We start from the raw sequence: 25,082 nt of genomic DNA on the forward strand, positions 1-25,082 counted from the left end.
TATTGCGAGTTGCCGCCGGCCGTACTCGACGCGTTCCTTGCCGCACCTTCGATGGGGCAATTCTACATCAGAAAATCAAGGGGACCGGTGCGGATGGCCCGTATGACGGACGCATAGGGTGCCAGCGTCAGCGAACGGTGCCGGGACCAAATCTAGCGAGCGCGCCGCCGTAGACGCCGCCAAAGCAAAAGCGATCTATGCACGGGCAGCGGCGGCAATCAAAGCAGCTTGTGATGCTGTCTCGACATCGTTCTCGAAGGCGCCATCCGCGATCAAGGAGCGCGTGGCGTGCACCTCATACGCAAGATTCATCGCCAGCACCGCGTGTCGGAAGAGCCCCCGCGATTACGGTGACGGTGCTGGACTGCACCCCTGAAGTGAGACACGATAATTACAGTGACAGGCATTTCGAGGATGACCTGTGGCAGGACGAGGAAAGAAACGTCAATTTCCGACAGCTTACAAAATTAAAGCGATCGAACGGGGCGAAGGTGTGCTCCCCGTGGCTCGCGAACTTGGAATCTCCCGCAAGAGTCTCCATGACTGGGTCAAGGCCTGGAAGACCGAAGGGCCAGATGGATTGAACCGGAAGCCCGGGCCACTAAACCGCCAGCCAGAAGTTACAATTTCGGAATAATGGAAGTGTGCCCCTGATTTGCCCGACATGTCAAGTTGCCATGTCGAATGCCGGCGGCCCGCCAGCTCCTTTGCATGGGGTTGTTTTCGATATTTTGGCAGCGCGCACCTTCAAGGGGGAATTCGCCTTCGCGAGACGACGCCGCATGGCAGGTGACCCGCTCGCGCGGGTCACCCAGGCCAATGCGAGGAGTTAGCGCTGCAACCTCGCCAACAGGCTCGACGTATCCCAGCGCTTGCCGCCCATCTTCTCGACCTCGGCATAGAACTGGTCGACCAACGCGGTTGCCGGAAGTGTCGCACCGTTGCGGCGGGCTTCCGCCAGCGCGATCGATAGGTCCTTGCGCATCCACTCGACCGCGAAGCCGAAATCGTACTTGCCTTCGTTCATGGTCTTGTAGCGGTTCTCCATCTGCCAGGACTGCGCTGCGCCCTTGGAGATGGTCTCGATCACGGCAGCGACGTCAAGGCCGCTCTTCTTGGCGAAGTGGATGCCCTCAGAGAGGCCCTGCACCAGGCCTGCGATGCAGATCTGGTTGACCATTTTTGTCAGTTGGCCCGCGCCTGCCGGTCCGAGCAATTTGCACATCCGCGCATAAGAGCCGGTGATAACAGGCTCGGCGCCCGCGTAGGCGTCTTCGCTGCCGCCGCACATGACCGTCAGCACGCCGTTCTCGGCGCCGGCCTGGCCGCCCGACACCGGCGCATCGACGAACTTGAAGCCGGCCTTGGTGGCGGCGGCATCGAGCTCGCGGGCGACCTCGGCGGAGGCGGTGGTGTGATCGACGAAGGTCGCGCCCTTCTTCATGCCGGCGAACGCGCCATCGGGGCCGATCGTGACCGCGCGCAGGTCGTTGTCATTGCCGACGCAGCACATCACGAAGTCCTGGCCTTCGGCGGCGGCCTTCGGTGTCGGCGCAGTCTTGCCGCCGAACTTGTCGGCCCATTCGTTCGACTTCGCTGCGGTCCGGTTGTACACGGTGACCTCATGGCCGCCCTTTTTCACGAGGTGTCCCGCCATCGGGAAACCCATTACGCCGAGACCGAGAAAAGCGACTTTAGCCATGTCTGATACCTTGTGATTTGCCGTGGTGATCGCCCCTTAGGACCGCCGGAAAACGTCGCGGCGGGCAGGGCATTCCGTCCATGGAAGGAGCCGCACCATACCCCCTGCGCAGCGGAGGGCAACGGCTTCGTTGGATGGCAGACCCTGGTTTTGTGCTAGGATCGGGCGACCAAAGAAGCTCACAAAAAAGGGAGTGTATCGCATGGGCATGAGCGTCGGTGTGCTCGATCATTTCAATATCCGGACCCGGAATCTCTCCGCCACGGTGCGGTTCTACGAGGACATTCTGGGCCTGGAAAAGGGCGCGCGGCCGAACTTCGCGTTCCCCGGTGCGTGGATGTACAGCGAGGGCAAGGCTGTCGTGCATCTGGTCGATATTTCGGCGACCGACGAGGCACAAAAGCCGGACTCCGGCGTCGTCCATCACGTCGCCTTTGCCAGTCACGGCTTTGACGGGATGCGGAAGCGGCTTCAGTCCAAGGGCATGGAATTCGACTCGCGCCAGGTTCCCGGCGGCGATCTCTGGCAGATCTTCGTGAACGACCCCAACGGGGTCATGATCGAGCTGAACTACGAGGCCGCCAAGGAAGGGGCCTCGGCCGCGCCGGCCGAGCGGCGGGACGACGTCGGAGCGAGGTAGCCTTTTGCGCTGCAACGCTCTATGGGTGCACTCTTGAATTTTCCAGGAGATGCGCGGTGAGCGTGACGCAGCAACAGGTTCTCGATTGCCTTGCCAAGGTGATGTCGCCGCGCGGCGTCCCCTTGACCAACGCCAATGTGCTGTCGGCGATCACGGTCACCGACGGCAAGGTGTTCTTCTCGATCAACGTCGATGCGGCGGAGGCCCGCGCGTGGGAAAGCGCGCGTGCGCAGGCTGAGAACGCCGTGCGCGCCATTCCCGGCGTCAGCGTCGCGATGATCGCGCTGACCGCGGAGCGCAAGGCCGGTGCTGCGGCACCAGCGCCGCGGCCGGCCGGCGGCGTCCAGCCCGCATCCGCACACCGTCACCCGCACCCGCCCGGTGCGCAATCGCCGATGGCCCGTCAGGCCGAGATCCCCGGCATCTCCGCCGTCATCGCGGTTGCCTCCGGCAAGGGCGGGGTCGGCAAGTCGACCACGGCGCTCAACCTCGCGCTCGGCTTGCGCGACCTCGGCCTGCGCGTCGGGCTGCTCGACGCCGACATCTATGGCCCGTCGGTGCCGCGGCTGACCGGCATCCGCGAGAAGCCGCAGCTCAACGACGACAAGAAGATGATCCCGCTGCAACGCTTCGGCCTGGCGATCATGTCGATCGGCTTCCTGGTCGAGGAGGACACCGCGATGATCTGGCGCGGGCCGATGGTGATGTCCGCGATCACCCAGATGCTGCGCGACGTCGCCTGGGGCACGCTCGACGTGCTCGTCGTCGACATGCCGCCCGGCACCGGCGACGCCCAGCTCACGCTAGCGCAAAACGTCCCGCTCAAGGGGGCCGTCATCGTCTCGACCCCGCAGGATCTCTCGCTGATCGACGCGCGGCGGGGACTGGCGATGTTCAAGAAGGTCAACGTGCCGGTGCTCGGCATCGTCGAGAACATGAGCTATTTTCAGTGCCCGCATTGCGGTACCCGCTCGGACATCTTCGGCCATGGCGGCGCCCGCCACGAGGCCGAGAAGCTCGGGGTGCCGTTCCTCGGCGAAGTCCCCCTACACATCGCCATCCGCACCGCCTCCGATTCCGGCAACCCGGTGGTCGAGAGCGAACCGGACGGCCCGCACGCGGCGATTTACCGCGCGATCGGCGGCAAGGTCCGGGAGCAGCTGCAAGGCGTCATCGCCTCGGCCTGAGCCTGCCCGGTTGTCCGGGCGGGCCGATGGGTCATGAAGGGCCAGGATGCTCGGGTCCTTCTTCACAGGCCTGTCGCCTTTGGACGATTGCTGAATCGGCTCCGGCCTGTATGTTTGTGTGGCACCGGCCGAATCGTACCATCCTTCCACCAGTCGAAGGCGGCCACGGGGGAAGCCGAAACTGCGCAGGGGCCGTGGGGCGGCCATCGACATGGCAGCATCACGCGAAGCAAACAAGACACGCCGCAAACATCTGACGCGGGAGAAGCGCGAAGAGGCCTCGCGGGCGGCGTTCAACGTTGCCAAGAAATCCGACTCGATCGGCGAGGCCGCGGAGGCGATCTCGAAGACGTATGGCGTCAGCAAGACGACCGCACAAAGCTGGATCCGGCGCGGGCGACATCTGGCCGATAAAGCCAAAAAATCGCGGGAGACGACGCGGCGCTGATTGTCCCGAGAGCGCGGTGGTTGAGCGTGAACGGGACGGCTCTCGCGCGCGGCGATTTACCGCGCGGTCGGCGGCAGGGTCCGCCAGCGGCCGCGAGGTGTCCTGAGCCCTTATTTTTCGGCCAATTTCCCGCGTCATCAGACTTTCGTTTAATTGGTGCGGTCATGCCATTGTCGCGTTTCCGTGAAGGCTCCTTCCGTGTTAAAGGGCCGACCAGAGCGCCTCGGCAGGCCATTAATGCGTCGTGCCGGAGAACTGCTTGCGGTCACTGGGAAACGCCCCTCAAGGAGAAGCCTTACGATGAAGCGTCGTGATTTTTTGAAAGTTTCTGCGGCCGGTGCTGCCGCGACGGCGGTTGCCGCGCCGGCGATCGCGCAGTCCTCGCCTGAAATCAAGTGGCGCCTGACCTCGAGCTTCCCGAAGTCGCTGGACACCATCTATGGCGGCGCCGACCAGGTGGCGAAGTACGTCGCCGAAATGACCGACAACAAGTTCCAGATCCAGGTGTTCGCGGCGGGCGAGATCGTCCCCGGCCTGCAGGCGCTGGACGCGACCTCCAACGGCACCGTCGAGATGTGCCACACCGTGTCCTACTACTATGTCGGCAAGGACCCGACCTTCTCGATCTACGCGTCGGTGCCGTTCGGCCTCAACGCCCGCATGCAGAACTCGTGGTGGTACCAGGGCGGTGGCCAGGAGCTCGGCAACGAGTTCTTCAAGAAGTTCGGCGTGATCGGTTTCCCGACCGGCAACACCGGCACGCAGATGGGCGGCTGGTTCCGCAAGGAGATCAAGACGGTCGCCGATCTCTCCGGCCTCAAATTCCGCATCGGCGGCATTGCCGGCCAGGTGCTGCAGAAGGTCGGCGTGGTGCCGCAGCAGCTCGCCGGCGGCGACATCTATCCGGCGCTCGAAAAGGGCACCATCGACGCCGCCGAGTGGGTCGGTCCGTATGACGACGAAAAGCTCGGCTTCCAGAAGGTCGCCAAGTACTACTACTACCCGGGCTTCTGGGAAGGCGGTCCGACCGTGCACTCCTTCATCAACCTGGAGAAGTGGAACGCGCTGCCGAAGAACTACCAGGCGATCCTGACCAACGCGACCGCCAACGCCAACAGCTGGATGGCTGCACGCTACGACATGCAGAACCCGTCGGCGCTCAAGCGGCTGGTTGCCGGCGGCACGCAGCTGCGTCCGTTCACCAACGAAGTGCTCGAGGCCTGCCTCAAGGCGACCAACGAGCTGTGGGGTGAAATCTCGGCCAAGAATGCCGACTTCAAGAAGTCGATCGAAGCCATGCAGGCGTACCGCTCCGACCAGTATCTGTGGTGGCAGGTCGCCGAATACACCTTCGACAGCTTCATGATCCGCTCGCGCACCCGCGGCTGATCGAACCGGACCAGCGTTCGCGTCAAGAGAACGCATCCAGATAAGAACCACGAGCTTCGATCCAAGGATCGAGGCCCAAGAGCTTCGACTTAAGTAGCCCGGCCTTCGCAAGGAGGCCGGGCTTTTTGCGTCTGGCGTTCGGGGAGGGGATGTTCCATGCTTGCGCCCAAGCCTCGGCATGAAGGCAGCCCGCGATCGGACTTCGATCGTGACGGCAAAGAAGAGCGAGCGCGACACCGCGAAAGCCGGTCGACGCTTCGGCGACACAACCAGACAAGGGTAGGATTCAACAATGAAGCGAAGAGATTTCATCAAGGTCACGGGCCTGGGTGTTGCGGGAGCGGCCACGATTGCGGCGCCCGCGATCGCGCAATCGATGCCCGAGCTCAAATGGCGCATGACGACAAGCTGGCCTAAGTCGCTCGACACGCTGCATGGCGGTGCCGAGCTGATGGCCAAGGCGGTGGGTGAAGCCACCGACAACAAATTCCAGATCCAGACCTTTGCCGCCGGCGAGATCGTGCCGGGCCTGCAGGTGCTCGACGCCGTGCAAAGCGCAACCGTCGAGATGGGGCACACCGCCTCATATTATTATTTCGGCAAGGACCCGACCTTCACCTTCGGTTCGTCGGTGCCGTTCGGCCCGAACTCGCGGCTCAATCAGGCGTGGTACATGCTGGGCGGCGGCAGGGAGCTGCTCAACGAGTTCTACAAAAGCTACAACGTCACCTCGCTGCTTGCCGGCAATACCGGCTGCCAGATGGGCGGCTGGTTCCGCAAGGAGATCAACAGCGTCGACGATCTCAAGGGCCTGAAATTCCGCATCGGCGGCTTCGCCGGGCGCGTGATGCAGAAGCTCGGTTGCGTCCCGCAGCAGCTCGCGGGCGGCGACATCTATCCGGCGCTGGAGAAGGGCACGATCGACGGTGCCGAGTGGGTTGGTCCCTATGACGATGAGAAGCTCGGCTTCCAGAAGGTCGCGCCGCACTATTACTTCCCGGGCTGGTGGGAAGGCGGTCCGATGCTGCTCGCGATCGTCAATCTCGACAAGTGGAACGCACTGCCGAAATACTATCAGCACGTGCTGGAGCAGGCCGGCCATCTCGCCAACAACTGGATGATGGCGCGCTACGATCAGGCCAACCCGATCGCGCTGAAGAAGCTGCTCGCCGCCGGCACCAAGCTGCATCCGTTCCCCGCGCCGGTGATGGAAGCCTCCTTCAAGGCCGCCAAGGAGCTGCACAGCGAGGTCTCGGCGACCAATGCCAACTTCAAGAAGGTCTATGAGTCGCTGACGTCGTTCTCCAAAAACGGCTATCAATGGTTTCAGGTCGCCGAGGTCGGCTACGACAATTTCATGGCGCGTCACTCGCAAGCGTGACATTACTCATCTTCCGCGCGAGCAAAAACCCCGGAGCTTGCTCCGGGGTTTCTTGTTAGGCCTGGCGCGGGCCAGGCAAATGATCACACCGTGTCAGGCCTGCCCGGCACGACCAGATCGGTCAAAATGGAAACGGGTGCGAGCGCACCGGAAGGCGGCTTTCGAAGCTCAATCCGGTGGTCGGTCCGGTGCGGTAATGGCCGTTATAGTGCCCGCCACCCGGGCAGTAATTCGGATCCTGACGTTCTAGCTCGTCGATCTTCCGACGATAAATTCGTTGCTGATAGCGCGTTGGCCAGCAATTGCAGTCCTGGTCGCACGCGAGGCGAACCCGATCGACGTGTGCGGGATGCGGCAACGACAGCGTCGCGACGTAAGCAGGCGTCGCGTTGACGTCCGGTGCCGTTATGACTGACGCCGCAGCGATGAGAAACAGGAGCGTTGTAGTTTTCATATTTGTCTCATCGTGACGCTGGCGAGGCTGTCGGTCCTTCGAGCCGATCGGGTGCAATCCCGGAAGCCAACTCGATTGCGGAAGCGGGCCCTATTTCTTCGGCGATGGCTTGGGCGGCGTTGATGGGGGCGTTGATGCGCCACCCGGCGTGGTCCGGACCACCGGGTTGTTCTGGACGGTGGGCCCGCCGACATTGCTTTGCTTTTTGGGACCGCCGATCGCGCTTTGTGCGGCAGCGGGTCCCGCCCAGATCGCAACGAGAATGGCTGCCTGGGTGAGCATGTTTTTCATTCGTCGGCTCCTTCAATCAACAATCTTGTGCGGCGCCCATCAGCGGGCAGGGGGGCCGTTTTCGCTGACCTGCTGCGGCGTGGCCGCGGGCACGTCCTCCAGGGCGCATTTGCGCCAGTCGCTGGATGCGCAGTTTGTCGGCCAGCCGCCGCCAAGCGCCATGAAGAGGGCGGCGCTGTCGGAGAGCCGCGTCGCCTGGGCCTGAACGCGGACGACTGCGGCCGTCAGATAGACTTGCTGGGCATTGAGCACGACCACCTGATTGACCTGCCCGAGAGCAAGCTGCTTCTGAATGATGTCGAGGCTGGCCTTTGCGGCGAGTTCGGCCTTGACCGCGGCCTGCAACGCGCGGGCGTCGGCTTGCAGACTTCGCAAGGCGTCGGCGACGTTCTGCATCGCCGTGACGACGGCCTGACGATAGAGCGCGTCGGCCTGGTCCACCGCGGCCTCCGCGGCCTTCTGCTTGTGGTAGAGCGTCAGGCCATCGAACAGCGGCTGGGTCGCGCTCGCCGCGATGACGTAGAAGCTGGTTCCCGGCGTGAACAACTCGGCCAGGCTGAATGCCGCCGTTCCCGCATTTCCGGTGATCGTGAGGTTGGGCAGGCGGGCTGCGATCGCCACGCCGATCTGGGCGTTCGCCGAATGCAGCAGCGCCTCCGCGGCCCTGACGTCCGGACGCTGGCGGATCATCTTGCTCGGCAGGCTCACCGGCAGGTTTGCAGGGAGTGCGAGGCGGTCGAGCGTAAACTTCTGCAGGATTTCGTCCGCAGAGAATTGCCCGGCCAGCGAAGTCAGGAGGTCGCGCTGCACGGCAAGCTGCTTTTCGAGCGGCGGCAGGAGTTGCTCGGATTGGGCCAGCGCGGCTTCCTGCGCCAGCACGTCGACCTGGGCGGCGCTGCCCGCGTTGAACTGGTTCTTCACGATCTCCAGAATGCCGCGTTCGATCTTCACGACGCGCTGGATCGCGGCAATCTGGCCGCGAAGCGATGCTTCCTGGATCGCCGCGGTGACGACGTTTGCCGTCAGCGTGAGGTAGGCTGCTTCCAGTTGGAACATCTGCTGCTCGGAAATCGCGTCGAGGCTCTCGACCGCGCGAACATTCTGGCCCCAGATGTCCGGCACGAAACTGACGTTCAGCTGCGTGGTATGAAGCGAAAATACCGAAGGAGACTGGCCGCCCGGACCCGAACTCGATGCGCCGGAAATCTGCTGCTGGGACGGCGTGTAGTTTGCGCCGATCTGCGGGAAGAATAGCCCGCGCTGGGCCAGCGCGTTGTATTGCGCGACCCTGATCGCCGCTTCGGCCGATTGCAGCGACGGATTGTGCTCGACCGACATCTTGATCAACTCGTCGAGCGGCTTCGACCGGAATGCCGTCCACCACCGCAGCGACACGTCCTCTCCGCTGACAAAACGCTGCTTCGGCACGCTGGGGCCCGCGGCATTGGTGCTGGGAGAAGCCAGCTTCTCCGGCGTGTAGCGGTCGACGTCCGGTGCGGCCGGCGGCGCGAAATTCGGGCCGACGGCGCAGCTTGCCAGCAACAGCCCGGCAGTGCCCGCGCCGAGCGCCGGACGCAGGGCGCTCCTTCTGCACAGCGCGAGTGCGGCAACGATCCTTGTGACGGTCTCGGACATCAGCCGCACCCCTAATGCGCCGGTTCGGGCGGTACTTCGGCCGCGCCGTTTTGGCTCGGCGCTTCGCTTGCCCGCGAGAGGAATATCTTGCGCAAGGCGGGCGCCACCACGAGCAGCAGCAACGGCCCGATGAACATGCCGCCGACGACGACGGTGGCAAGCGGACGCTGCACCTGACTACCGATACCATGCGAGAGCGCCGCCGGGAACAGGCCCACACCGGCGGAGAGGGCCGTCATCAACATCGGACGCATGCGCTGCTCCGACCCGTGAAACACCGCCTCGCTGACGCTCATTCCCGCGGCCCGCAGCTCGCGGAAATAGGTGATGTTGAGAATGCCGTCCATCACGGCGACGCCGAACAACGAAATGAAGCCGATCGCCGCCGAGATGCTGAAGTCGAGCGCGGAGAGGTAGAGCGCGATCAACCCGCCGCCGATCGCGAACGGAATGCCGGCGAGCGCAAGCAGGCTGTCGCGCAGCGAGTTGAACAGGCTGTAGAGCAGCACGAAGATCAAGAGCAGCGTCACCGGCACCACGATCATCAGGCGCGCCTTGGCGGCTTCGAGATTGTCGAACTCGCCGGACCAGATCATCCGGTACCCGGTCGGAAGCTGTACGGCATCGGCGACGCGTCGCTGTGCCTCCGCCACCGTGCTGCCGAGATCGCGGCCGCGCACGCTGAACTTGATCGGAATATAGCGCTGGCTGCGCTCGCGATAGATGAACGACGCACCGGTATCGAGCGAGATGTCGGCGAGCTCGCTCAACGGGATATAGGCATTGGTGCCGGACGGCGTCTGGTAGGCCACCTTGATCTCGCGCACCCTGTCGATGCTCTCGCGGAACTTCGGATCGAGCCGCACCACAACGCCGAACTGCCTGTCACCCTCGAGCACGGTCGTCGCGCTGGTGCCGCCGAGTGCGGCCTGCACCACGGTCGTCACGTCGCCGGAGTTGAGGCCGTACCGCGCGGCCTTCTCGCGGTTCACCTTGATATTGAGGTTGGGTTGTCCGACCAGATGGAAGATGCCGAGATCGGCGACACCGCGGATCTTGGCCATCTCCTGCGCGACCTTTGCCGCGAGCTGTTCGAGCACCGCGAGGTTCGGGCCGATGATCTTGACCGAGTTCGCGCCCTTGACGCCCGACAGCGCCTCCTCGACGTTGTCCTGGATGTATTGCGAGAAGTTGAAGGTGACGCCCGGCAGTTCCTCGTCGAATTCCTTCTGCAGCTCCTCGGTGAGCTTCTCCTTTGTCAGCCCGGCCGGCCATTGGTCGAACGGCTTGATCGGCGCGAACAGCTCGACGTTGGAGAAGGCCGAGGCGTCGCTGCCATTGTCGGGACGGCCGTGCTGCGACACCACGGTGATGATTTCAGGGTGACGCAACAGGATCTCGCGCATCTTTCGGGTCGGTTCGGTGCCTGCATCGAGCGACATGGTCGGCGGCATCGACGCGCGGATCCAGAAATTGCCTTCCTCGAGCGCGGGCAGGAATTCGCTGCCGAGCCGGCTCGCAGCAAGGCCGCTGATCCCGAGAAAAATGATGCCGGCTGCGACCGCGACCCGCAGATGCGTCAGCGACCAGCGCAGCACGGGCGTGTAGGCCTTGCGCAGCGAGCGCACGATGACGGTCTCGGTCTCCTCGATGTGCTTCGGCAGCAGAAGCGAGGCCAGCACCGGCGTCACCGTGAATGTCGCGAGCAGCGCGCCTGCGAGCGCGTAGCCGTAGGTTCGCGCCATCGGTCCGAAGATCTGGCCTTCGACGCCCTGCATGGTGAACAGCGGCACGAACGCGGTGACCGTGATGGCCGCGGTGAAGAACACCGCCTTGTCGACCTGCAATGCGCTGACGAAGATCATGCGCAGCCGCTCGGTCCAGCCCGGCGCGGGCTGGCCGCTTCGCGCCGTCGGATCGTCACCCCAGTAACCCTCGGCGAGGTGCTGCAGCACGCGCAGCCGGTTCTCGGGACTGGACTGGAAGTTGCGGAAGATGTTCTCCATCATGATGACGGCGGAATCGACGATGATTCCGAAGTCGACGGCGCCGAGCGACAGCAAATTGGCGTCCTCGCCCTGTAGCACCAGGATGATGATGGCGAAGAACAGCGCGAACGGGATGTTGGCGCTGACGATCAGCGCGCTTCTGAGGTCGCCGAGGAAGACCCACTGGATCACGAACACCAGCAGGCAGCCGAACATCAGGTTATGTAGCACGGTATGGGTCGTGACGTTGACCAGCGAGGTGCGGTCGTAATAGGGGACTATCTTGACGCCGGCGGGCAGGGTGCCGTCGCTGTTGATCTTGGCGACTTCCTCCTGGACCTTCGGCACGATGTCGTTGGTATGCTGCGTGCGTCCCATCACGACGATCGCCGCGGCGACGTCGTCGTCCTTGTCCTTTCCTGCAATGCCGAGCCGCGGCACATGGCCGACCGAAACCTTGGCGACGTCCTTGATCTGGATCGGCAGTCCGTTGGATTGCGTCAGGACGACGTTCTCGATGTCCCGGACCCGGTAACCCTTGGTGATATCGTCGTCGCCGCCGGAGTTGATCAGGCCGATGCCGCGGATGTTGACGGATTGCTGGCCGATCGCGATTTCGCGGCCGCCGACATTGATGTTGGCGTTGCCGAGCGCGCTGATCAGCTGCGGCACGGTGATGTTATAGGCTTCGAGCTTTGCGAGATCGGCGTCGACGTTGAACTGCTTGGTGGTGCCGCCCCAGGAGTTGATCTGCACGACGCCCGGTATGGTCATCAGCCGGCGGGCGACGACGTAATCCTGCAACGTCCTGAGATTGGTCAGGCCGAAATTCGGTGGTCCGACCAGCCGGTAGCGGAAGATTTCGCCGACCAGGCTCGATTGCTGGATCTGCGGGATCTGGTTGCCGGGAAGCTGGACGTTCTGCGTGAGATTGTTGGTGGCCTGCGAGAGTGCGAAATAATAGTCGACGCCGTATTTGAAGGTGACCCGCACGAACGACAGGCCGTAGAACGAGGTCGAGCGGATGTTGACGACGCCCGGCGTCGAGTACAGCCCGACCTCCATCGGGATCGTGTAGTACTTCTCCATTTCCTCGGCGGAGAGGCCGGCGGCCTGGGCCGTGATCTCGAGAATGACGGGCGCCGGGTTGGGGTAGGCCTCAATGTTCAGCTTGGTGAACGCGGCGAATCCGGCGGCGCAGAACACGGCGAGGCCGAGCACGATGACGGCGCTTCGGGTCAGACCGAATTGGAGAAGGCTTTTGATCAAGGTTCTGCACTTACTCTGGAGCGGACGGGGATGCGGTTAGCACGGGCTAGCCGGTGGCCGCGTTGGCGAACTTGTTGCTGAGGAAGATCGCGCCGGTGGAGGCGACCTTCTCGTCCGGTCCGAGGCCGCTGAGGATCTGCCGCCAGCCGTCCTGCTCAATGCCTGTTGTCACCGTGCGGCGGTCGAACTTGCGGCCGTCGGTCGTGACCCACACCGTCATCGTTCCGTCACCCTCGCGCACAATGGCGTCCAGGGGAACGCTGACCGACAGTTTTGGCGGCTCGGTTTCGATGGTGAAGCTCGCCAGCATGCCGGCGCGCAGCTTGTGCTGGGGATCGTCGATCACCGAGCGGACCAGCTGGCGGTGCGAGCTGGGATCGATGTTGAGGCCAAGCGTCGTCACGCGGCCGCGAAACACCTCGTTCGGGTAGGCGGGTACCCGCACCTCGACCGGTTGGCCGATCCGGTAGGAGGGGGCATCGGTCTCGATCACATTGGCGACCATCCACATCGTCGAGATGTCGGCCAGTGAGTACGGCGCCGGTGCGTTGCCCGGCTGCACAAACAGACCCGGTGCGGCATTGCGTGCGATGATCCGGCCGGAGATCGGGCTCGGGACCACCAGGATGGAATCGACCTTGCGGTCGGCAACGATGCGGTCGATCTCGGCGTCGGTCTTGCCGAAGATGCGCACCGCGTTGCGGCCGGCCTTGTAGTTGCCCTCGGCGGTCTGCTGGTCGGATGTCGCCTGGTCGACGTCCTTCTGCGCACCGCCTCCGGTCTTCAAGAGCTGCTTGACCCGCGCCAGCGTTCTGGTCTGCAGTTCGAGCACGCCGGCTGAAGCGAGCAGCGACGACTCGGCCTGCAGCAGATCGGGGCTGTCGATCGTGAACAGCGTCGCCCCCTTCTCAACCTCGTCACCGACGTTGAGAGGCGTGTCGACGATCCTGCCGGGATTCGGCGTGAAGGCCTGCACCAGCATGTTCTGGTTGAAGTCGATCGAGCCGACCGCGTTCTTCAGTGTCCGGAACGAACGCTGCTCCGCGGCCATGACTTTCAGGGAGGCGGCCTGCTTGTCGCTCAACGCAACGTATTGCTGCTCGACATTGACATCCTGCGGCGCGGTCTCCTGCGCGGCCTTTGCGCTCACGACGCCGTCGGCGCGCGTCATGAGCCAAGCTCCGGCCAAAAGCGCCAGCATCGGCACTGCCGCAAAGCCCATATATTTCATTCGAAACGACATCGCCCGCCTGGCCAATATTGATGGAAAGCCTCGCGCGAGAGCCGGGGTCATGCCGCATGGTGGGCAGCCGTCGAACCCTCGGTGAGAACGAGAAAACTGTTATCAGGGCTAGCTGACGCCAGCCTTACATTTGGCCTTTTCAGTGGTCCGTCCGGCCCCCGGATTTTGATTGCGGCAGGGGCCGGTTTATCTATTTTGCGTAGGAAAACGAGCGACGCCGCATAGCCGAAATATAGCACCGGTCGCGCGATTCAGGCGATATGCTCAAATGCGTATCGTCTGCATATCGGGATTGCCCAACGCGTGATCTGCTGCAGAGTTTATCGCTCCGCTGGCGCATCGCAACAAGGTGTGCAAACAGTCGACCGACCGGATGAACACAGGACTGCTGCGATGCGCCTTCTGATCGTCGAGGATAACGTCGAGCTCTCGAGGCTGCTCGCCAGCGGGCTGATGGCGGCGGGATACGAGTCCGATATCGTCAACAGCGTTGCCGAGGCGCGCGATGCGCTGCGTAGCGTCAGCTATGCTGCCATGATCCTCGATCTCGGCCTGCCCGACGGCGACGGCCTGTCCGTGCTGTCGGAGCTTCGCCGCAAGAACGACCCGCTGCCGGTGCTGGTGCTGACTGCACGCAACGGGCTGCAGGATCGGGTCAACGGCCTGCGCAGCGGCGCGGACGACTATCTGGCGAAGCCATTTGCGCTGGAAGAGCTGGTGGCGCGGCTCGAAGCCATCCTGCGCCGGCCCGGCCAGTTGCTCGGCTCCTCGCTGAAGCTTGCCAATCTCGTCTACGACACGGAGAGCAAGCAGGTGTTCGTCGACGGTTCGCCGTACGTTTTCTCGGCGCGCGAGACGTCGGTGCTGGAGATCCTGCTGCGGCGGCAGGGGCGGGTGGTGCCGAAGAAGAACGTCGAGGACCACATCTTCGGTCTGTCGGGCGAGGTCGCCTCGAATGCGGTCGAGGTTTACGTGTCGCGGCTGCGCAAGCTGCTGACCGAGCACCACGCCAGGATCATCATCCATACCATTCGGGGCGTCGGCTATCTCATGGCCGAGGAGAAATAGCGCGGAGCGCGCTTCTGCGACTGGGGCAGGTCTTGCTGCCGGTGCTGCGCGAATCGCGAACGCGCAATCCCATCTGCTCTACTCGCGCTTGTCTGATCGGGGAGCTCTCGCGATGATTTGCGCGATGACCGAAACGATTCCCGCAATCGCCGCGACTCCAGCTTCCCGCGACTGCGAGCTAAGGTCTGCGATCGCGTTCGGTTCGCCGTTCCACGCGAAAAGACCAAGCGCCAGCGCGACCTGCAACGCGAGCACACTGGCGATGCATGCCGATATGAAAGAAATCCAGCGAGCGGCATCAATGCGCATGGAAACGAAACGGAAGATGTTGTCGCGGAGCCAGGCACGAAACAATCGACCCGGTGACGACTTGTCGCGACATCGGGTCGGGCGCATAATATCGGGCCCGGCTTACGCAAGCCTTACAGGTCTTCACCGAGCAGTCCCGGCTCGTCGCCAGCGGTCCTGACGGCCGAGGAGAATCCAGCATGTTCCGCTTCACGTCGCTGACCTCGCGGATCGTGTTCCTGCACATCGTGGCGGTCGCGATCGCCGCGATCTTCCTGCCGCTGCTGCTGCTGTGGTTGCTGAATTCGGAGATCAACCAGCTGCATCGCGAAGCGATGCGCGATCAAGCCGCCGATCTCGGCCAGAACCTCACTGTCGATTCCGACGGCAAGGTGCAGCTCAGCCTGCCGGACAGCCTGAGGGGGCTCTATTCCGACGCCTATGGCCGCTACCGCTATGACATCTACGATGCGGATGACCATTTGCTGTTCTCGTCGCATCGCGATGCGCCGCGGCTGCCGGTCACCGCTGACCGGATTTCCGGTGCCAGCGTCACCAAGCTGCTCGGCGGCCAGACGCTGCGCATCCTGGTCGCAGAGGACCTGTCACATCGCGACGTCATCATCGATGACATCGTCTCCAACTTCTTCCGGCGGGTCGGCTGGATCACCATCCCGATCCTCCTGATCCTGCTTGCGACCGGTATCCTGATCTTCCGCCGCGCGGTGACGCCGCTGCTGCGGGCCTCGGAGGAGGCCAGGAGCATCGGCCCGGCCAGAACCGATATCCGGCTGCCGACAGAGGGGATTCCGAGCGAGATCCTGCCGCTGGTGACCGCCGTCAACCAGGCCTTCGATCGTCTGGAGGACGGCTTTCACGTGCAGCGCCAATTCACGGCCGATGCCGCCCATCAGCTTCGCACCCCGCTCGCGATCCTGAGGACCCGGATCGAGACACTGGATGCTGCCAAGGGGACCAAGGAGCTGCATGCCGACATCGAAAGCATGAGCCGCATCGTCAGCCAGCTATTGGAAATCGCAGAGCTCGATACGCTGGTGCTGGATCCCGGCGAGACCGCGGACCTGCGTGCGGTGTGCGCCGAGGTGGTCGGCTCGATCGCACCTTATGCGCTGGCGCAGAAGAAGGACATCGCGCTGCGCGGCGCCGACAGCCCGGTCCAGGTCAGGGGCAATGCCGAGATGCTGCAACGCGCGATCTTCAATCTGGCGGAGAACGCGATCAAGTACACCGCCGACGAGACCTCGGTCGATGTCGAGGTGCACGAGGACGGTTCGGTGCAGGTGCGCGACTGCGGGCCGGGGATTGCGCCGGCCGAGCAGGGCCTGATCTTCCAGCGCTTCTGGCGCGGCGATGGTCAGCGCCACCGCACCGATGGTGCGGGGCTCGGGCTCTCGATCGTGCGCGGCGTCGTCGACGATCACGACGCGACGGTCAGGGTGGAGAACCTGGCGTCAGGCGGTGCCCAGTTCACGCTGAGCTTCCACCTGGCCAAGGCGGCGCCGGCGACGTCCTGAGCGGCTTGCGAACCTGGGCGGCAGGCGGGGCGGCCTATTTCACCTTGCCGTCGGACAGATCCATGATCATCCGCGTGGTCAGGTAGAGCCGCGGCACGATGCTGTTGATTTGCACGTATTCGGCATCGTTGGAGTGGGCGCCGAAGCCGGAGAGGCCCATGCCCTCGACCACGGCTCCCCTGGTCTTGAGAGCGGCAAACGCAGCGTCGGTGCCGCCGCCTGCGGCCCTTTCGGCCACGTTCAGCGGCATGTCCAATTCCTGATAGATCGTCTTGCCGTGGCCGGCCACCCGGCGCGAGGCGTCGGTGGCTTCGAGCGGCGGGCGGCGCACCTCGAATTTCACGTCCACCTTGGAGTCGGGCAGCAGGCGGTTCTTGATCCTGTCCTGCAAGGCCGTCTCGAGCTCGTCGAAGTCGGACACTTTGAGTGCACGCGCATCGGCCTGGGCCGAGGCTTCGGCGGGGATCACGTTGCGGTTGGTGCCGGATTTGGAGACCGTCCAGTTCAGCTTCAGGCCCTGCTCGGGCTTCGATAGGTCCTTCATTTGCAGCACCTGGTGCGACAGCTCATAGAGCGCATTCACGCCACCTTCCGGCCTCGCGCCCGCATGCGACGACTTGCCGTGCACCGTGAGGTAGGCCGAGCCGATGCCGCTGGTGGCGAGGCGGAGCGTGCCGCTGGCATCGCTGCCTTCAAACGAGAACACGGCATCCTGCTCCGCTGCGAGGCGAGTGATGGTTGAGCGCCAGCCGGGCGAAGAGATCTCCTCGTCGCCGTTGATCAGCACGGTGAGCGTGCCGTAATCCTTGAAGTTCAGCTTCTGCAGCAGCGCCACGGTGTGGAGGATGGTGGCGACGCCCTGCTTGTCGTCGGCAATGCCGAGCCCATAGGCCTTGTCGCCGTCGATGCGGAAGGGTTGGTCCTTCAGCATGCCCTTGAGATACACCGTGTCCATGTGCGCAATCAGCATGATCTTCGCGCTGCCGGTGCCCTTGAAGACGGCCTGCACGGCCGGGCCGATCTTCTCGGGCGTATCGTCGAGGCGGTAGATGTCGGTGGTTTGCAGGATGTCTACCGCGCCGCCGAGCTGCTTGAGCTGGCCGGCGATGCGCGCGGCAAGCTGGTTCAGGCCCTCGATGTCCTTGCTGCCGGATTCGATCTGCACGAGGTCGCGCAGGGTGTCGAGCAGCGGCTGCTGCTCCTGTTGCGCCAGCGCGCGAATGTCGGCCGGCGGCGCCGCATGCGCCACGGCAGCGGCAAATGCGAGGCTGAGGGATGCGACGAGCGGGCGAACGAGCGAGCGGGCGGGATGTGCTTGGGGCATTGGCGGCGATCTCTGAGTTCGAGGACGATCCGTATCCCCGTCTTCACAGGCCTCGCCGCCGCCGTCAACTGACGCGGCGTGCCTCGCTTTCGCGGGACACGCCGAACCCGTTGGTGCCGGCTACTGCTTCGGCTGCCCGAAATCGAGCGGCGGCAGCTCGATCTGCGGCACCTCGATCTTGACCTTGTTGAGGTCGACATCGAGCGGCTTGTCGAGCAGGCCGGTGACGACGACCGGGAACGCAATCACCAGCGCCACCATGATCGCCTGCAGCCCGATCCAGGGCATGGCGCCCCAATAGATGTCGGAGCTCTTCACCTCCTTCGGCGCCACGCCGCGCAGATAGAACAGCGCGAAGCCGAACGGCGGATGCAGGAACGAGGTCTGCATGTTGACGCAGAGCATCACGCCGAACCAGATCAGCGCGGCGTCGGGGCCGACCACCGGCGCCAGCACCTTCTGTGCGATCGGCGCGATCATCGGCAGGATGATGAAGGCGATCTCGAAGAAGTCGAGGAAGAACGCCAGGAAGAAGATGAAGATGTTGATGAAGATCAGGAAGCCCCAGACCCCGCCGGGCAGCGAGGTCAAATGGTGCTCGAGCCAGGTGCCGCCGGACACGCCGAGGAACACCACCGAAAAGCAGGTCGAGCCGATCAGGATGAAGGTGACCATGCAGGTGATGCGCATGGTGGTCTCGTAGCCCTGCTTGATCAGGTCGCGGAGGTCCGGGATTTTCACGGCCTCGATACAGATCCAGACCACTGCGAGATAGGTGATCGCGAAGGCGAGCTTGAAGATCAGGTTCTCGGTGTACAGCATCGCGATGATGGTACCGATGCCGCCGGCGATCACGCCGACGATCAGCACCTTGCGTCCGGCTGCGCTGAAATCCTTGTGGTGGATGGCGGCGAGCACGATGGCGCCGACCGCGCCCATGGCGCCGGCTTCGGTCGGGGTCGCAAGGCCCATCATCATGGTGCCGAGCACGACGAAGATCAGCACGGCTGAGGGGATGATGCCGAGCAGGCACTTCTTCCACAGCGCCCAGCCGGTCAGCGTGCGCGCCTCGATCGGCACCGCCGGCACATGGCTCGGCTTGAAGATGCCGAGCAGGAAGGTGTAGCCGGCGAACAGCATGATCTGGAACACCGAGGGCCCCCAGGCGCCGAGATACATGTCGCCGACCGACTTGCCGAGCTGGTCGGCGAGCACGATCAGCACGAGAGAGGGAGGGACAAGTTGCGTGATGGTGCCGGAGGCGGCGAGCACGCCCGTGATGTAGCGGATGTTGTAGCCGTAGCGGATCATCACCGGCATCGAGATCAGCGCCATGGCGATCACCTGCGCCGCCACCGTGCCGGTGATGGCGCCGAGGATGAAGCCGACGATGATCACGGAATAGCCGAGGCCGCCGCGGATCGGGCCGAACAGCTGGCCCATCGAGTCAAGCATGTCCTCGGCGAGCCCGCATCTCTCCAATATCGCGCCCATGAAGGTGAAGAACGGGATCGCGAGCAAGAGCTCGTTGGACAGCACGCTGCCGAAGATGCGGCCCGGGATCGCCTGCAGGAAGTTGAGGTCGAAGAAGCCGAGATAGATCGACAGGAACCCGAACGACAGGCCGACCGCGGCGAGCGTGAACGCCACCGGATAGCCGATCAGCATTGCAATGATCAGGCCGCCGAACATCAGCGGCGGCATCATCTCCAGCGTGATCGTCATTGCGTCGGCCTCTCATACTTCGCGTCGATGGTCACATAGCCCTGCAGCGCGGCGATCCGCTTGATCACCTCTGAGACGCCTTGCAACGCAAGCATCACGAAGCCGGACGGGATAACGAACTTGATCGGCCAGCGCAGCAGGCCGCCGGCATTGCCGCTCATCTCGCCGACCGCATAGGCCTGATAGAAGAACGGCCACGACAGATAGGCGAGCAGCAGGCAGGACGGGATCAGGAAGAACAGCGTGCCGATCATGTCGAGCCAGAGCTGGCCGCGCTCGGACAGCATCAGATACAGGATCTCGACGCGTACATGTTCGTTGCGCTTGAAGGTGTAGGAGGCGCCGAACATCACGAGGATCGCGAACATGTACCATTGCGCCTCGAGCCAGCCGTTCGAGGAGTAGCTGAACGCGTAGCGGATCATGGCATTGCCGGCGCTGACCAGGCAGGCGATCAGCACGAGCAGATTGCAGACGGTGCCGATCTTCTCGTTGAGTCGGTCGATGGCCTGACTCAGTGCCAACAATGGGCGCATCACGATCTCCGCGGCTGCGCCAGCTGCGCGCCGAATATTTCAAGCATCATCTGGCCGCCGCGCACAGGCGCACGGAGCCACGGCTCACTTTCAGGAGCAGTTGCAAACGTTTGTCCTCCCCCGAAATGCGCTTCCGCCGTTGTTGGCTGCTCTTGGCTGCCGGATCGTCGGCGGTCACCGACGGGGGCAGCGGCCTGTCCGGCCTGGCTAGCGTGAAAGCCGGGGCACCAAATCAGCGCCGTGTAACGCCGTCAATCGGAAAATGGGCAAATTGACACCACGGCAAACCGTTGTCCCGCCTTGGAAATCGGGGGACGGGGGAGGCGTCGGTAGAGGCCGGAACAGAGCGTTCGCGAGCGAAGTGGACGTCCGTTCGCGTAAAGAGAACGCGAGAACCCCGTTCCTGTTCGATCGGAACGGAAATGGCTCTAGCCGCCGGTGACGCTCATATGACGGCTGACGCTCGGGCGGTTGTGGCGGCGGTCGATGATGAAATCGTGCCCCTTCGGCTTCAGCCCGATGGCGCGGTCGATTGCCGCCGACAGCAGGTCGTTGTCGTCCGAGGCGCGCAGCGGCCGGCGCAGGTCGGAGGCGTCCTCGTGGCCGAGGCAGGTGTGCAGCGTGCCGGTGCAGGTGATCCGCACCCGGTTGCAGGATTCGCAGAAATTGTGGGTCATCGGCGTGATGAAGCCGAGCTTGCCGCCGGTCTCGGCGACCCCGACATAGCGGGCAGGGCCGCCGGTGTCGTCGGCGAGATCGGTCAGCGTGTAGTGCTTCTCGAGCCGCGCGCGCAGCAGCGACAGCGGCACGTATTGATCGATACGGCCTTCGCCGATGTCGCCCATCGGCATCACCTCGATCAAGGTCAGGCCCATGCCCTTGCCGTGCGCCCATTCCATCAGCGCCGGGATCTCGTCCTCGTTCATGTTCTTCAGCGCGACCGCGTTGATCTTGACCGCGAGCCCGGCCGATCGCGCCGCCTCGATACCCGCCAGCACCTTGTCGATGTCGCCCCAGCGGGTGATGGCGCGGAACTTGGCCGCATCCAGCGTGTCGAGCGAGACGTTGACCCGGCGCACGCCGCAATCGGCCAGCTCCTGGGCGAAGCGCGCGAGCTGCGAGCCGTTGGTGGTCAGCGTCAGTTCGTCGAGCGCGCCGGTCGAAAGATGCCGCGACAGCGAGCGCACCAGGCCCATGACGTTGCGGCGGACCAGCGGCTCGCCGCCGGTGAGGCGGATCTTGCGCACGCCCTTGGCAACGAAGGCCGAGCAGAGCCGGTCGAGCTCCTCCAGCGTCAGCAGATCAGCCTTCGGCAGGAAGGTCATGTCTTCCGACATGCAGTAGAAGCAGCGCAGGTCGCAGCGGTCGGTGACGGAGACGCGCAGGTAACGGATGGTCCGTCCGAATGGGTCGGTCATCGGACGAAACAGCGTGTCGGAATGCGCTTGCGTTGAGACGTTCATTCAACCCGGGCCTTCAACCAAAGTGCTGCAACCAAAGTGCTGCAACCAAAGTGCTGCAACCAGTTCCCTGCGCGCCGCGTCGTGATCGGCTGCCGCACGCACAATCTATGCATGTTGGCAGGTTGTCACAATGCGTCCCAAGGGATGATGCATGCGATGATCAGCAACATGCAACGCCAATCGCAAAGCGATAGGTGAGCCGGATCGCGTGATGCATGATCGTAATCGCCGATGTGTCTCGGCCAAAACCAAAAACCCGGCTTTGGGCCGGGTTCTTGTGCAGTGCAATCGTCTGTGCGCGCTAGCGGCTCGGAGCCGCGGCCGCCGGCGGCGGCGCCGCGCTCGGAGCGGGGAACGCGGCGTCCGGTGCGGCGGCAGGAGCCGCAGCGGCAGCCGGCTTCGGCTTCTTCTTTTTCGGCCGCATCGCCTTGTGCGCGCGGGGCGGCGGGCCGGCGGGTTGCAGCTCGGCGAACACCGGGCTCGGATCGAGCGTGGCGGTGGCCGGGCTCGTGAAGTCACCCGGCGTGCGGGTCACGGTCACTGGCACCGTCGCCGGCTGGAACTTCGGCATGTTGAAGGTGACAGTGAAGTTGGCCTCCGGCGTCGGGACCGACACCGAGCAGGGCGTCTTGCAGCCCGGCCCGAGCGAGGTCACCGCATCCGCGCCCTGCGGCGCCGAGTCCAGCTGCACCTGCATCGGCGGCGGCGCCGACTTGAACGAATCCAATGAGAAGGAGGAGCAGCCGGCCAAGCTCAGCCCGGCGGCCGCGATTACGATGATACGACGCATGATCCACACTCTACTGCGGCAATCAGCCACAATCCCCGCGCGGACCATAGGGGCGTCGGAACAGAGGCGCAACGGGGGTAGGCCTGCTCCTTAAAGGATAGTTAACGGCAGAATCGCATGGCGGAATATTGCCATGCGATATCAGTGTGTTACGGAAAATTATGCGGCGATCAGGGCGGCCACGGCATCCGGCAGATCGCGCATATGGCTGATCAGCCGGTCGGGCTTGAGCTCGGTCATCGGCACGTCGGTATAGCCAAAATCGACGCCGATCACCGGGACCTGGGCGCGGCGGGCGACCCCGACGTCGGGGCCGGCATCGCCGACCATGATGGCGCCGGGCAGCTTTCCGCCGGCGCGGGCGACCGTCTCGCGCAGGAAAGCCGGGTCGGGCTTGGCGACGCCGAACGTGTCCTGGCCGCAGATCGCGGCAAAGCGCGGCGTCAGGCCGAGGCGGTCGAGCAGCAGCTTCGACAGCCACTCCAGCTTGTTGGTGCAGACCGCGAAGCGATGGCCCTTGGCCGCGAGCCGGTCGAGCGCGGTCTCGAGCCCGTCGAACGGCCGCGAGCCGTCGGCGATGTGCTCGGCATAATAGTCGATGAAATCCTTGGTCAGGCGGTCGAGGTCGCTGATGCTGACCGCGCGTCCGTCCACTTCGAGCCCGCGCTCGAGCAGCTTGCGCGCGCCGGCGCCGATCATGTTGCGGGCGGCCGAGAGCGGCACCGGCAGCAGACCCTCGCGGTCGAGCACGTAATTGAGCGCGCTGATCAGATCAGGCGCGGTGTCGACCAACGTGCCGTCGAGATCGAATACGACGATGGGGGGAGAGGAGGCGGGCATGATGCTTTTGGCTATCGGGCCGTGCGCCGCGATGCAAGGGTAGATGTAAGCGTGTCATGAAATTGGGGGACGCCATGCCTCGCTCCTCGCCTTCGGCAAGGTCCATGTCGTCTGCAACGGCCCAGATGCTGGCCGCGATCCGCGACGGCCGATTCTAAGTTTTCACCCATCCCGGGAGGCGGGCCGAGGTCGAAGAGCGCTTTTCGGCGATTTTGGCCGCGATGGACGCCGTTTCGGCCCAAAGACCGGTCCGGATGGCGCTATTCCTGTTCGCAAAACGACGCTAGATATGCGCCCGCCGGGCCGCCCGATGGCGCGCCCGTAACGGACAACCGAGGGGCTATCGGCCGTGGACATGGACGCACTGAAACGCCAGGCGGCGGCGCGCGCACTCGAAGAGGTACGCGACGGCATGAAGCTCGGGCTCGGCACCGGCTCGACCGCCAAGCATTTCGTCGAGCTGCTCGGCGAGAAGGTCCGATCGGGCATGAAGGTGATCGGCGTGCCGACCTCGGAGGTGACCCGCGCGGATGCGATCCGCTGCGGCATTCCGCTGACCACGCTGGACGAGATCGATCATCTCGACCTGACCATCGACGGCGCCGACGAGATCGACCCCGCGCTCAATCTGATCAAGGGCGGCGGCGGCGCGCTGTTGCGCGAGAAGATCGTGGCGGCCGCCAGTGATCGGATGATCGTGATCGCCGACGACAGCAAATGGGTCGACGTGCTCGGCCGCTTTCCGCTGCCGGTCGAGGTGATCCCGTTCGGGCTCGCCGCGACCCAGGCCGCGATGGCGCGGGCGTTCAAGGAAGCCGGCGTGTCCGGCCAAATGGTCATCCGTAAGGGCAAGGACGGTCACGTTTTTGTCACCGATGGCGGCCACTGGATCGTCGATGCGCATCTCGGCCGGATCGGCGACCCGCCGCGTCTCGCCGGTTTGCTCAGCGTGATTCCGGGTGTGGTTGAACACGGTCTGTTCATCGGGCTTGGCAGCGTCGCCGTTCTGGCCGGCGCACAGGGAATTCGGGTTGTTGAACGGCGATAGCGCCGCAAGCAAGGAGACTTGGAATGAAGCGTTTTTCGGGACTTTTGTCGGCAGCGACCCTGGCGGTCGGACTGGCGCTCGCGACCGCACCGGCGATGGCGCAGCAGCCGCAGCTGCCCCCCATGCCGAAGGTCAAGCAGTCGACGCCGGCGGCGATCGGGTACGCCAAGGAAATCCTGGCGATGAAGAACGTCGCCGTGATGTACAACGGCGCCGTCCCCGGAATCATCGAGAAGACCAAGACCGGTCTGCTCCAGCAGTTCCTGAACTACCAGAAGGATCTCGATGAGGTCGCGGTGGTCGTTGCCAAGCAGTTCGGCGGCACCGAGAAGGAGATCGGCGAAGGCATGGCGCAGATCTACGCCGCCGAGTTTACCGAGCAGGAGCTGAAGGATCTCGTGACGTTCTACAAGACGCCGCTCGGCCAGAAGCTGCTGACCGCCGAGCCGGTCGCAATCAACGGCTCGCTGCAATATATGCAGCAGTGGGCGCAGCAATTCGGCGTGATCGTCAACGGCCAGTTCAAGGCCGAGATGAAGAAGCGCGGCAAGGATATCTAAACTTGTCACCTCGTCCCGCTTGCGGGGAGAGGCGTAGGCCGCCGCAGGCGGCCGTTCCAAAGCGACGCCGAGGCGAAGCTTCGGCTACGGCGAAGCGACGGGCGAGGGGGACTCTCCACTGGCTGGCTCGTGGAGATGCCCCTCACCCAGCCCTCTCCCCGCAAGAGCGGGGCGAGGGAGAAGGAAGAAAGAGGTACTGCCATGGCCGAGTTTGACGTCGATCTGTTTGTCATCGGTGGTGGTTCGGGCGGCGTTCGTGCCGCCCGCATCGCTGCCAA

General features: G+C 64.1%; 24 protein-coding genes. 11 read left to right on the forward strand and 13 right to left on the reverse strand.

The window, feature by feature from the left end; genetic code table 11:
* Positions 1-9 precede the first annotated feature (9 nt).
* Together FNJ47_RS54630 and FNJ47_RS05485 are read left to right on the forward strand one after the other, a co-directional pair.
* Complete coding sequence (locus FNJ47_RS54630) at positions 10-117, forward strand: KTSC domain-containing protein (RefSeq protein ID WP_163151379.1); 108 nt, start codon at positions 10-12, stop codon at positions 115-117.
* Positions 118-421: 304 nt separating this feature from the next.
* The gene (locus FNJ47_RS05485) at positions 422-637 is read left to right on the forward strand and encodes a helix-turn-helix domain-containing protein (RefSeq protein WP_163151381.1); all 216 of its coding nucleotides are present in this window, start codon (positions 422-424) and stop codon (positions 635-637) included.
* A gap of 192 nt (positions 638-829) precedes the next feature.
* On the opposite strand, the gene FNJ47_RS05490 is transcribed toward FNJ47_RS05485, so the two are convergent.
* A complete protein-coding gene (locus FNJ47_RS05490) occupies positions 830-1,732 on the reverse strand; it encodes an NAD(P)-dependent oxidoreductase (RefSeq protein WP_347341616.1) in 903 nt (300 codons plus the stop codon).
* 172 nt (positions 1,733-1,904) lie between these two features.
* On the opposite strand from FNJ47_RS05490, the gene FNJ47_RS05495 reads away from it, so the two are divergent.
* The 5 genes from FNJ47_RS05495 (at position 1,905) to FNJ47_RS05515 (ending at position 6,747) form a co-directional block, all read left to right on the forward strand.
* On the forward strand, positions 1,905-2,342 hold the full coding sequence (locus FNJ47_RS05495) for a VOC family protein (RefSeq protein ID WP_163151385.1): 438 nt from the start codon (positions 1,905-1,907) through the stop codon (positions 2,340-2,342).
* A 56-nt stretch (positions 2,343-2,398) separates the two neighbouring features.
* Positions 2,399-3,529, forward strand: a complete 1,131-nt coding sequence (locus tag FNJ47_RS05500) for a P-loop NTPase (RefSeq protein WP_163151387.1) — start codon at positions 2,399-2,401, stop codon at positions 3,527-3,529.
* Between the two features lie 211 nt (positions 3,530-3,740).
* Positions 3,741-3,977, forward strand: coding sequence for a hypothetical protein (locus FNJ47_RS05505; RefSeq protein ID WP_163151389.1), 237 nt, complete (start codon positions 3,741-3,743; stop codon positions 3,975-3,977).
* Positions 3,978-4,277: 300 nt separating this feature from the next.
* A complete protein-coding gene (locus FNJ47_RS05510; protein WP_163151392.1) occupies positions 4,278-5,366 on the forward strand; it encodes a TRAP transporter substrate-binding protein in 1,089 nt (362 codons plus the stop codon).
* Between the two features lie 292 nt (positions 5,367-5,658).
* The gene (locus FNJ47_RS05515; RefSeq protein ID WP_163151393.1) at positions 5,659-6,747 is read left to right on the forward strand and encodes a TRAP transporter substrate-binding protein; all 1,089 of its coding nucleotides are present in this window, start codon (positions 5,659-5,661) and stop codon (positions 6,745-6,747) included.
* 121 nt (positions 6,748-6,868) lie between these two features.
* Here the strand turns inward: FNJ47_RS05515 and FNJ47_RS05520 are convergent, their stop codons facing one another.
* From FNJ47_RS05520 to FNJ47_RS05540, 5 genes are all read right to left on the reverse strand, one after another.
* Positions 6,869-7,201 carry a hypothetical protein gene (locus FNJ47_RS05520; protein WP_163151395.1) on the reverse strand — a complete coding sequence of 111 codons (333 nt, stop codon included), beginning with the start codon at positions 7,199-7,201 and terminating at the stop codon, positions 6,869-6,871.
* Positions 7,202-7,291: 90 nt separating this feature from the next.
* Positions 7,292-7,492, reverse strand: a complete 201-nt coding sequence (locus tag FNJ47_RS05525) for a hypothetical protein (RefSeq protein ID WP_163151397.1) — start codon at positions 7,490-7,492, stop codon at positions 7,292-7,294.
* Positions 7,493-7,531: 39 nt separating this feature from the next.
* Positions 7,532-9,127, reverse strand: a complete 1,596-nt coding sequence (locus FNJ47_RS05530; RefSeq protein ID WP_163151399.1) for an efflux transporter outer membrane subunit — start codon at positions 9,125-9,127, stop codon at positions 7,532-7,534.
* Positions 9,128-9,138: 11 nt separating this feature from the next.
* On the reverse strand, positions 9,139-12,384 hold the full coding sequence (locus FNJ47_RS05535; protein WP_163151401.1) for an efflux RND transporter permease subunit: 3,246 nt from the start codon (positions 12,382-12,384) through the stop codon (positions 9,139-9,141).
* 46 nt (positions 12,385-12,430) lie between these two features.
* Positions 12,431-13,555 (reverse strand): efflux RND transporter periplasmic adaptor subunit, encoded by a 1,125-nt coding sequence (locus FNJ47_RS05540; RefSeq protein ID WP_163151403.1) that lies wholly within the window; start codon positions 13,553-13,555, stop codon positions 12,431-12,433.
* Positions 13,556-14,020: 465 nt separating this feature from the next.
* On the opposite strand from FNJ47_RS05540, the gene FNJ47_RS05545 reads away from it, so the two are divergent.
* The gene (locus FNJ47_RS05545) at positions 14,021-14,695 is read left to right on the forward strand and encodes a response regulator transcription factor (protein WP_163151405.1); all 675 of its coding nucleotides are present in this window, start codon (positions 14,021-14,023) and stop codon (positions 14,693-14,695) included.
* Between the two features lie 78 nt (positions 14,696-14,773).
* On the opposite strand, the gene FNJ47_RS05550 is transcribed toward FNJ47_RS05545, so the two are convergent.
* Positions 14,774-15,091, reverse strand: coding sequence for a hypothetical protein (locus FNJ47_RS05550; RefSeq protein WP_163151407.1), 318 nt, complete (start codon positions 15,089-15,091; stop codon positions 14,774-14,776).
* Positions 15,092-15,183: 92 nt separating this feature from the next.
* Between FNJ47_RS05550 and FNJ47_RS05555 the strand changes: the two genes are divergently transcribed.
* Complete coding sequence (locus tag FNJ47_RS05555; RefSeq protein WP_163151409.1) at positions 15,184-16,518, forward strand: sensor histidine kinase; 1,335 nt, start codon at positions 15,184-15,186, stop codon at positions 16,516-16,518.
* Positions 16,519-16,552: 34 nt separating this feature from the next.
* Here the strand turns inward: FNJ47_RS05555 and FNJ47_RS05560 are convergent, their stop codons facing one another.
* The 6 genes from FNJ47_RS05560 to FNJ47_RS05585 all read right to left on the reverse strand — a co-directional run bounded on the left by FNJ47_RS05560 (position 16,553) and on the right by FNJ47_RS05585 (position 23,196).
* Positions 16,553-17,842, reverse strand: a complete 1,290-nt coding sequence (locus FNJ47_RS05560; RefSeq protein WP_163151410.1) for a M20/M25/M40 family metallo-hydrolase — start codon at positions 17,840-17,842, stop codon at positions 16,553-16,555.
* A 120-nt stretch (positions 17,843-17,962) separates the two neighbouring features.
* Positions 17,963-19,567, reverse strand: coding sequence for a TRAP transporter large permease (locus tag FNJ47_RS05565; RefSeq protein WP_163151412.1), 1,605 nt, complete (start codon positions 19,565-19,567; stop codon positions 17,963-17,965).
* On the reverse strand, positions 19,564-20,103 hold the full coding sequence (locus tag FNJ47_RS05570; protein WP_163151414.1) for a TRAP transporter small permease subunit: 540 nt from the start codon (positions 20,101-20,103) through the stop codon (positions 19,564-19,566). The genes FNJ47_RS05565 and FNJ47_RS05570 overlap by 4 nt, the downstream gene beginning before the upstream one ends.
* 428 nt (positions 20,104-20,531) lie before the next feature.
* Positions 20,532-21,566, reverse strand: coding sequence for a GTP 3',8-cyclase MoaA (moaA, locus tag FNJ47_RS05575; RefSeq protein ID WP_163151416.1), 1,035 nt, complete (start codon positions 21,564-21,566; stop codon positions 20,532-20,534).
* A gap of 301 nt (positions 21,567-21,867) precedes the next feature.
* Positions 21,868-22,356: a hypothetical protein gene (locus tag FNJ47_RS05580; RefSeq protein WP_163151418.1), complete on the reverse strand. Its 489-nt coding sequence runs from the start codon at positions 22,354-22,356 to the stop codon at positions 21,868-21,870.
* 159 nt (positions 22,357-22,515) lie between these two features.
* A complete protein-coding gene (locus FNJ47_RS05585) occupies positions 22,516-23,196 on the reverse strand; it encodes an HAD hydrolase-like protein (RefSeq protein WP_163151420.1) in 681 nt (226 codons plus the stop codon).
* Between the two features lie 349 nt (positions 23,197-23,545).
* Between FNJ47_RS05585 and rpiA the strand changes: the two genes are divergently transcribed.
* The gene (gene rpiA, locus FNJ47_RS05590) at positions 23,546-24,244 is read left to right on the forward strand and encodes a ribose-5-phosphate isomerase RpiA (RefSeq protein ID WP_163151422.1); all 699 of its coding nucleotides are present in this window, start codon (positions 23,546-23,548) and stop codon (positions 24,242-24,244) included.
* Between the two features lie 23 nt (positions 24,245-24,267).
* Complete coding sequence (locus FNJ47_RS05595; protein ID WP_163151424.1) at positions 24,268-24,804, forward strand: DUF2059 domain-containing protein; 537 nt, start codon at positions 24,268-24,270, stop codon at positions 24,802-24,804.
* Positions 24,805-25,082 lie beyond the last annotated feature (278 nt).

Source organism: Bradyrhizobium uaiense, assembly GCF_010811875.1.
In the GTDB taxonomy this organism is placed as follows: domain Bacteria; phylum Pseudomonadota; class Alphaproteobacteria; order Rhizobiales; family Xanthobacteraceae; genus Bradyrhizobium; species Bradyrhizobium uaiense.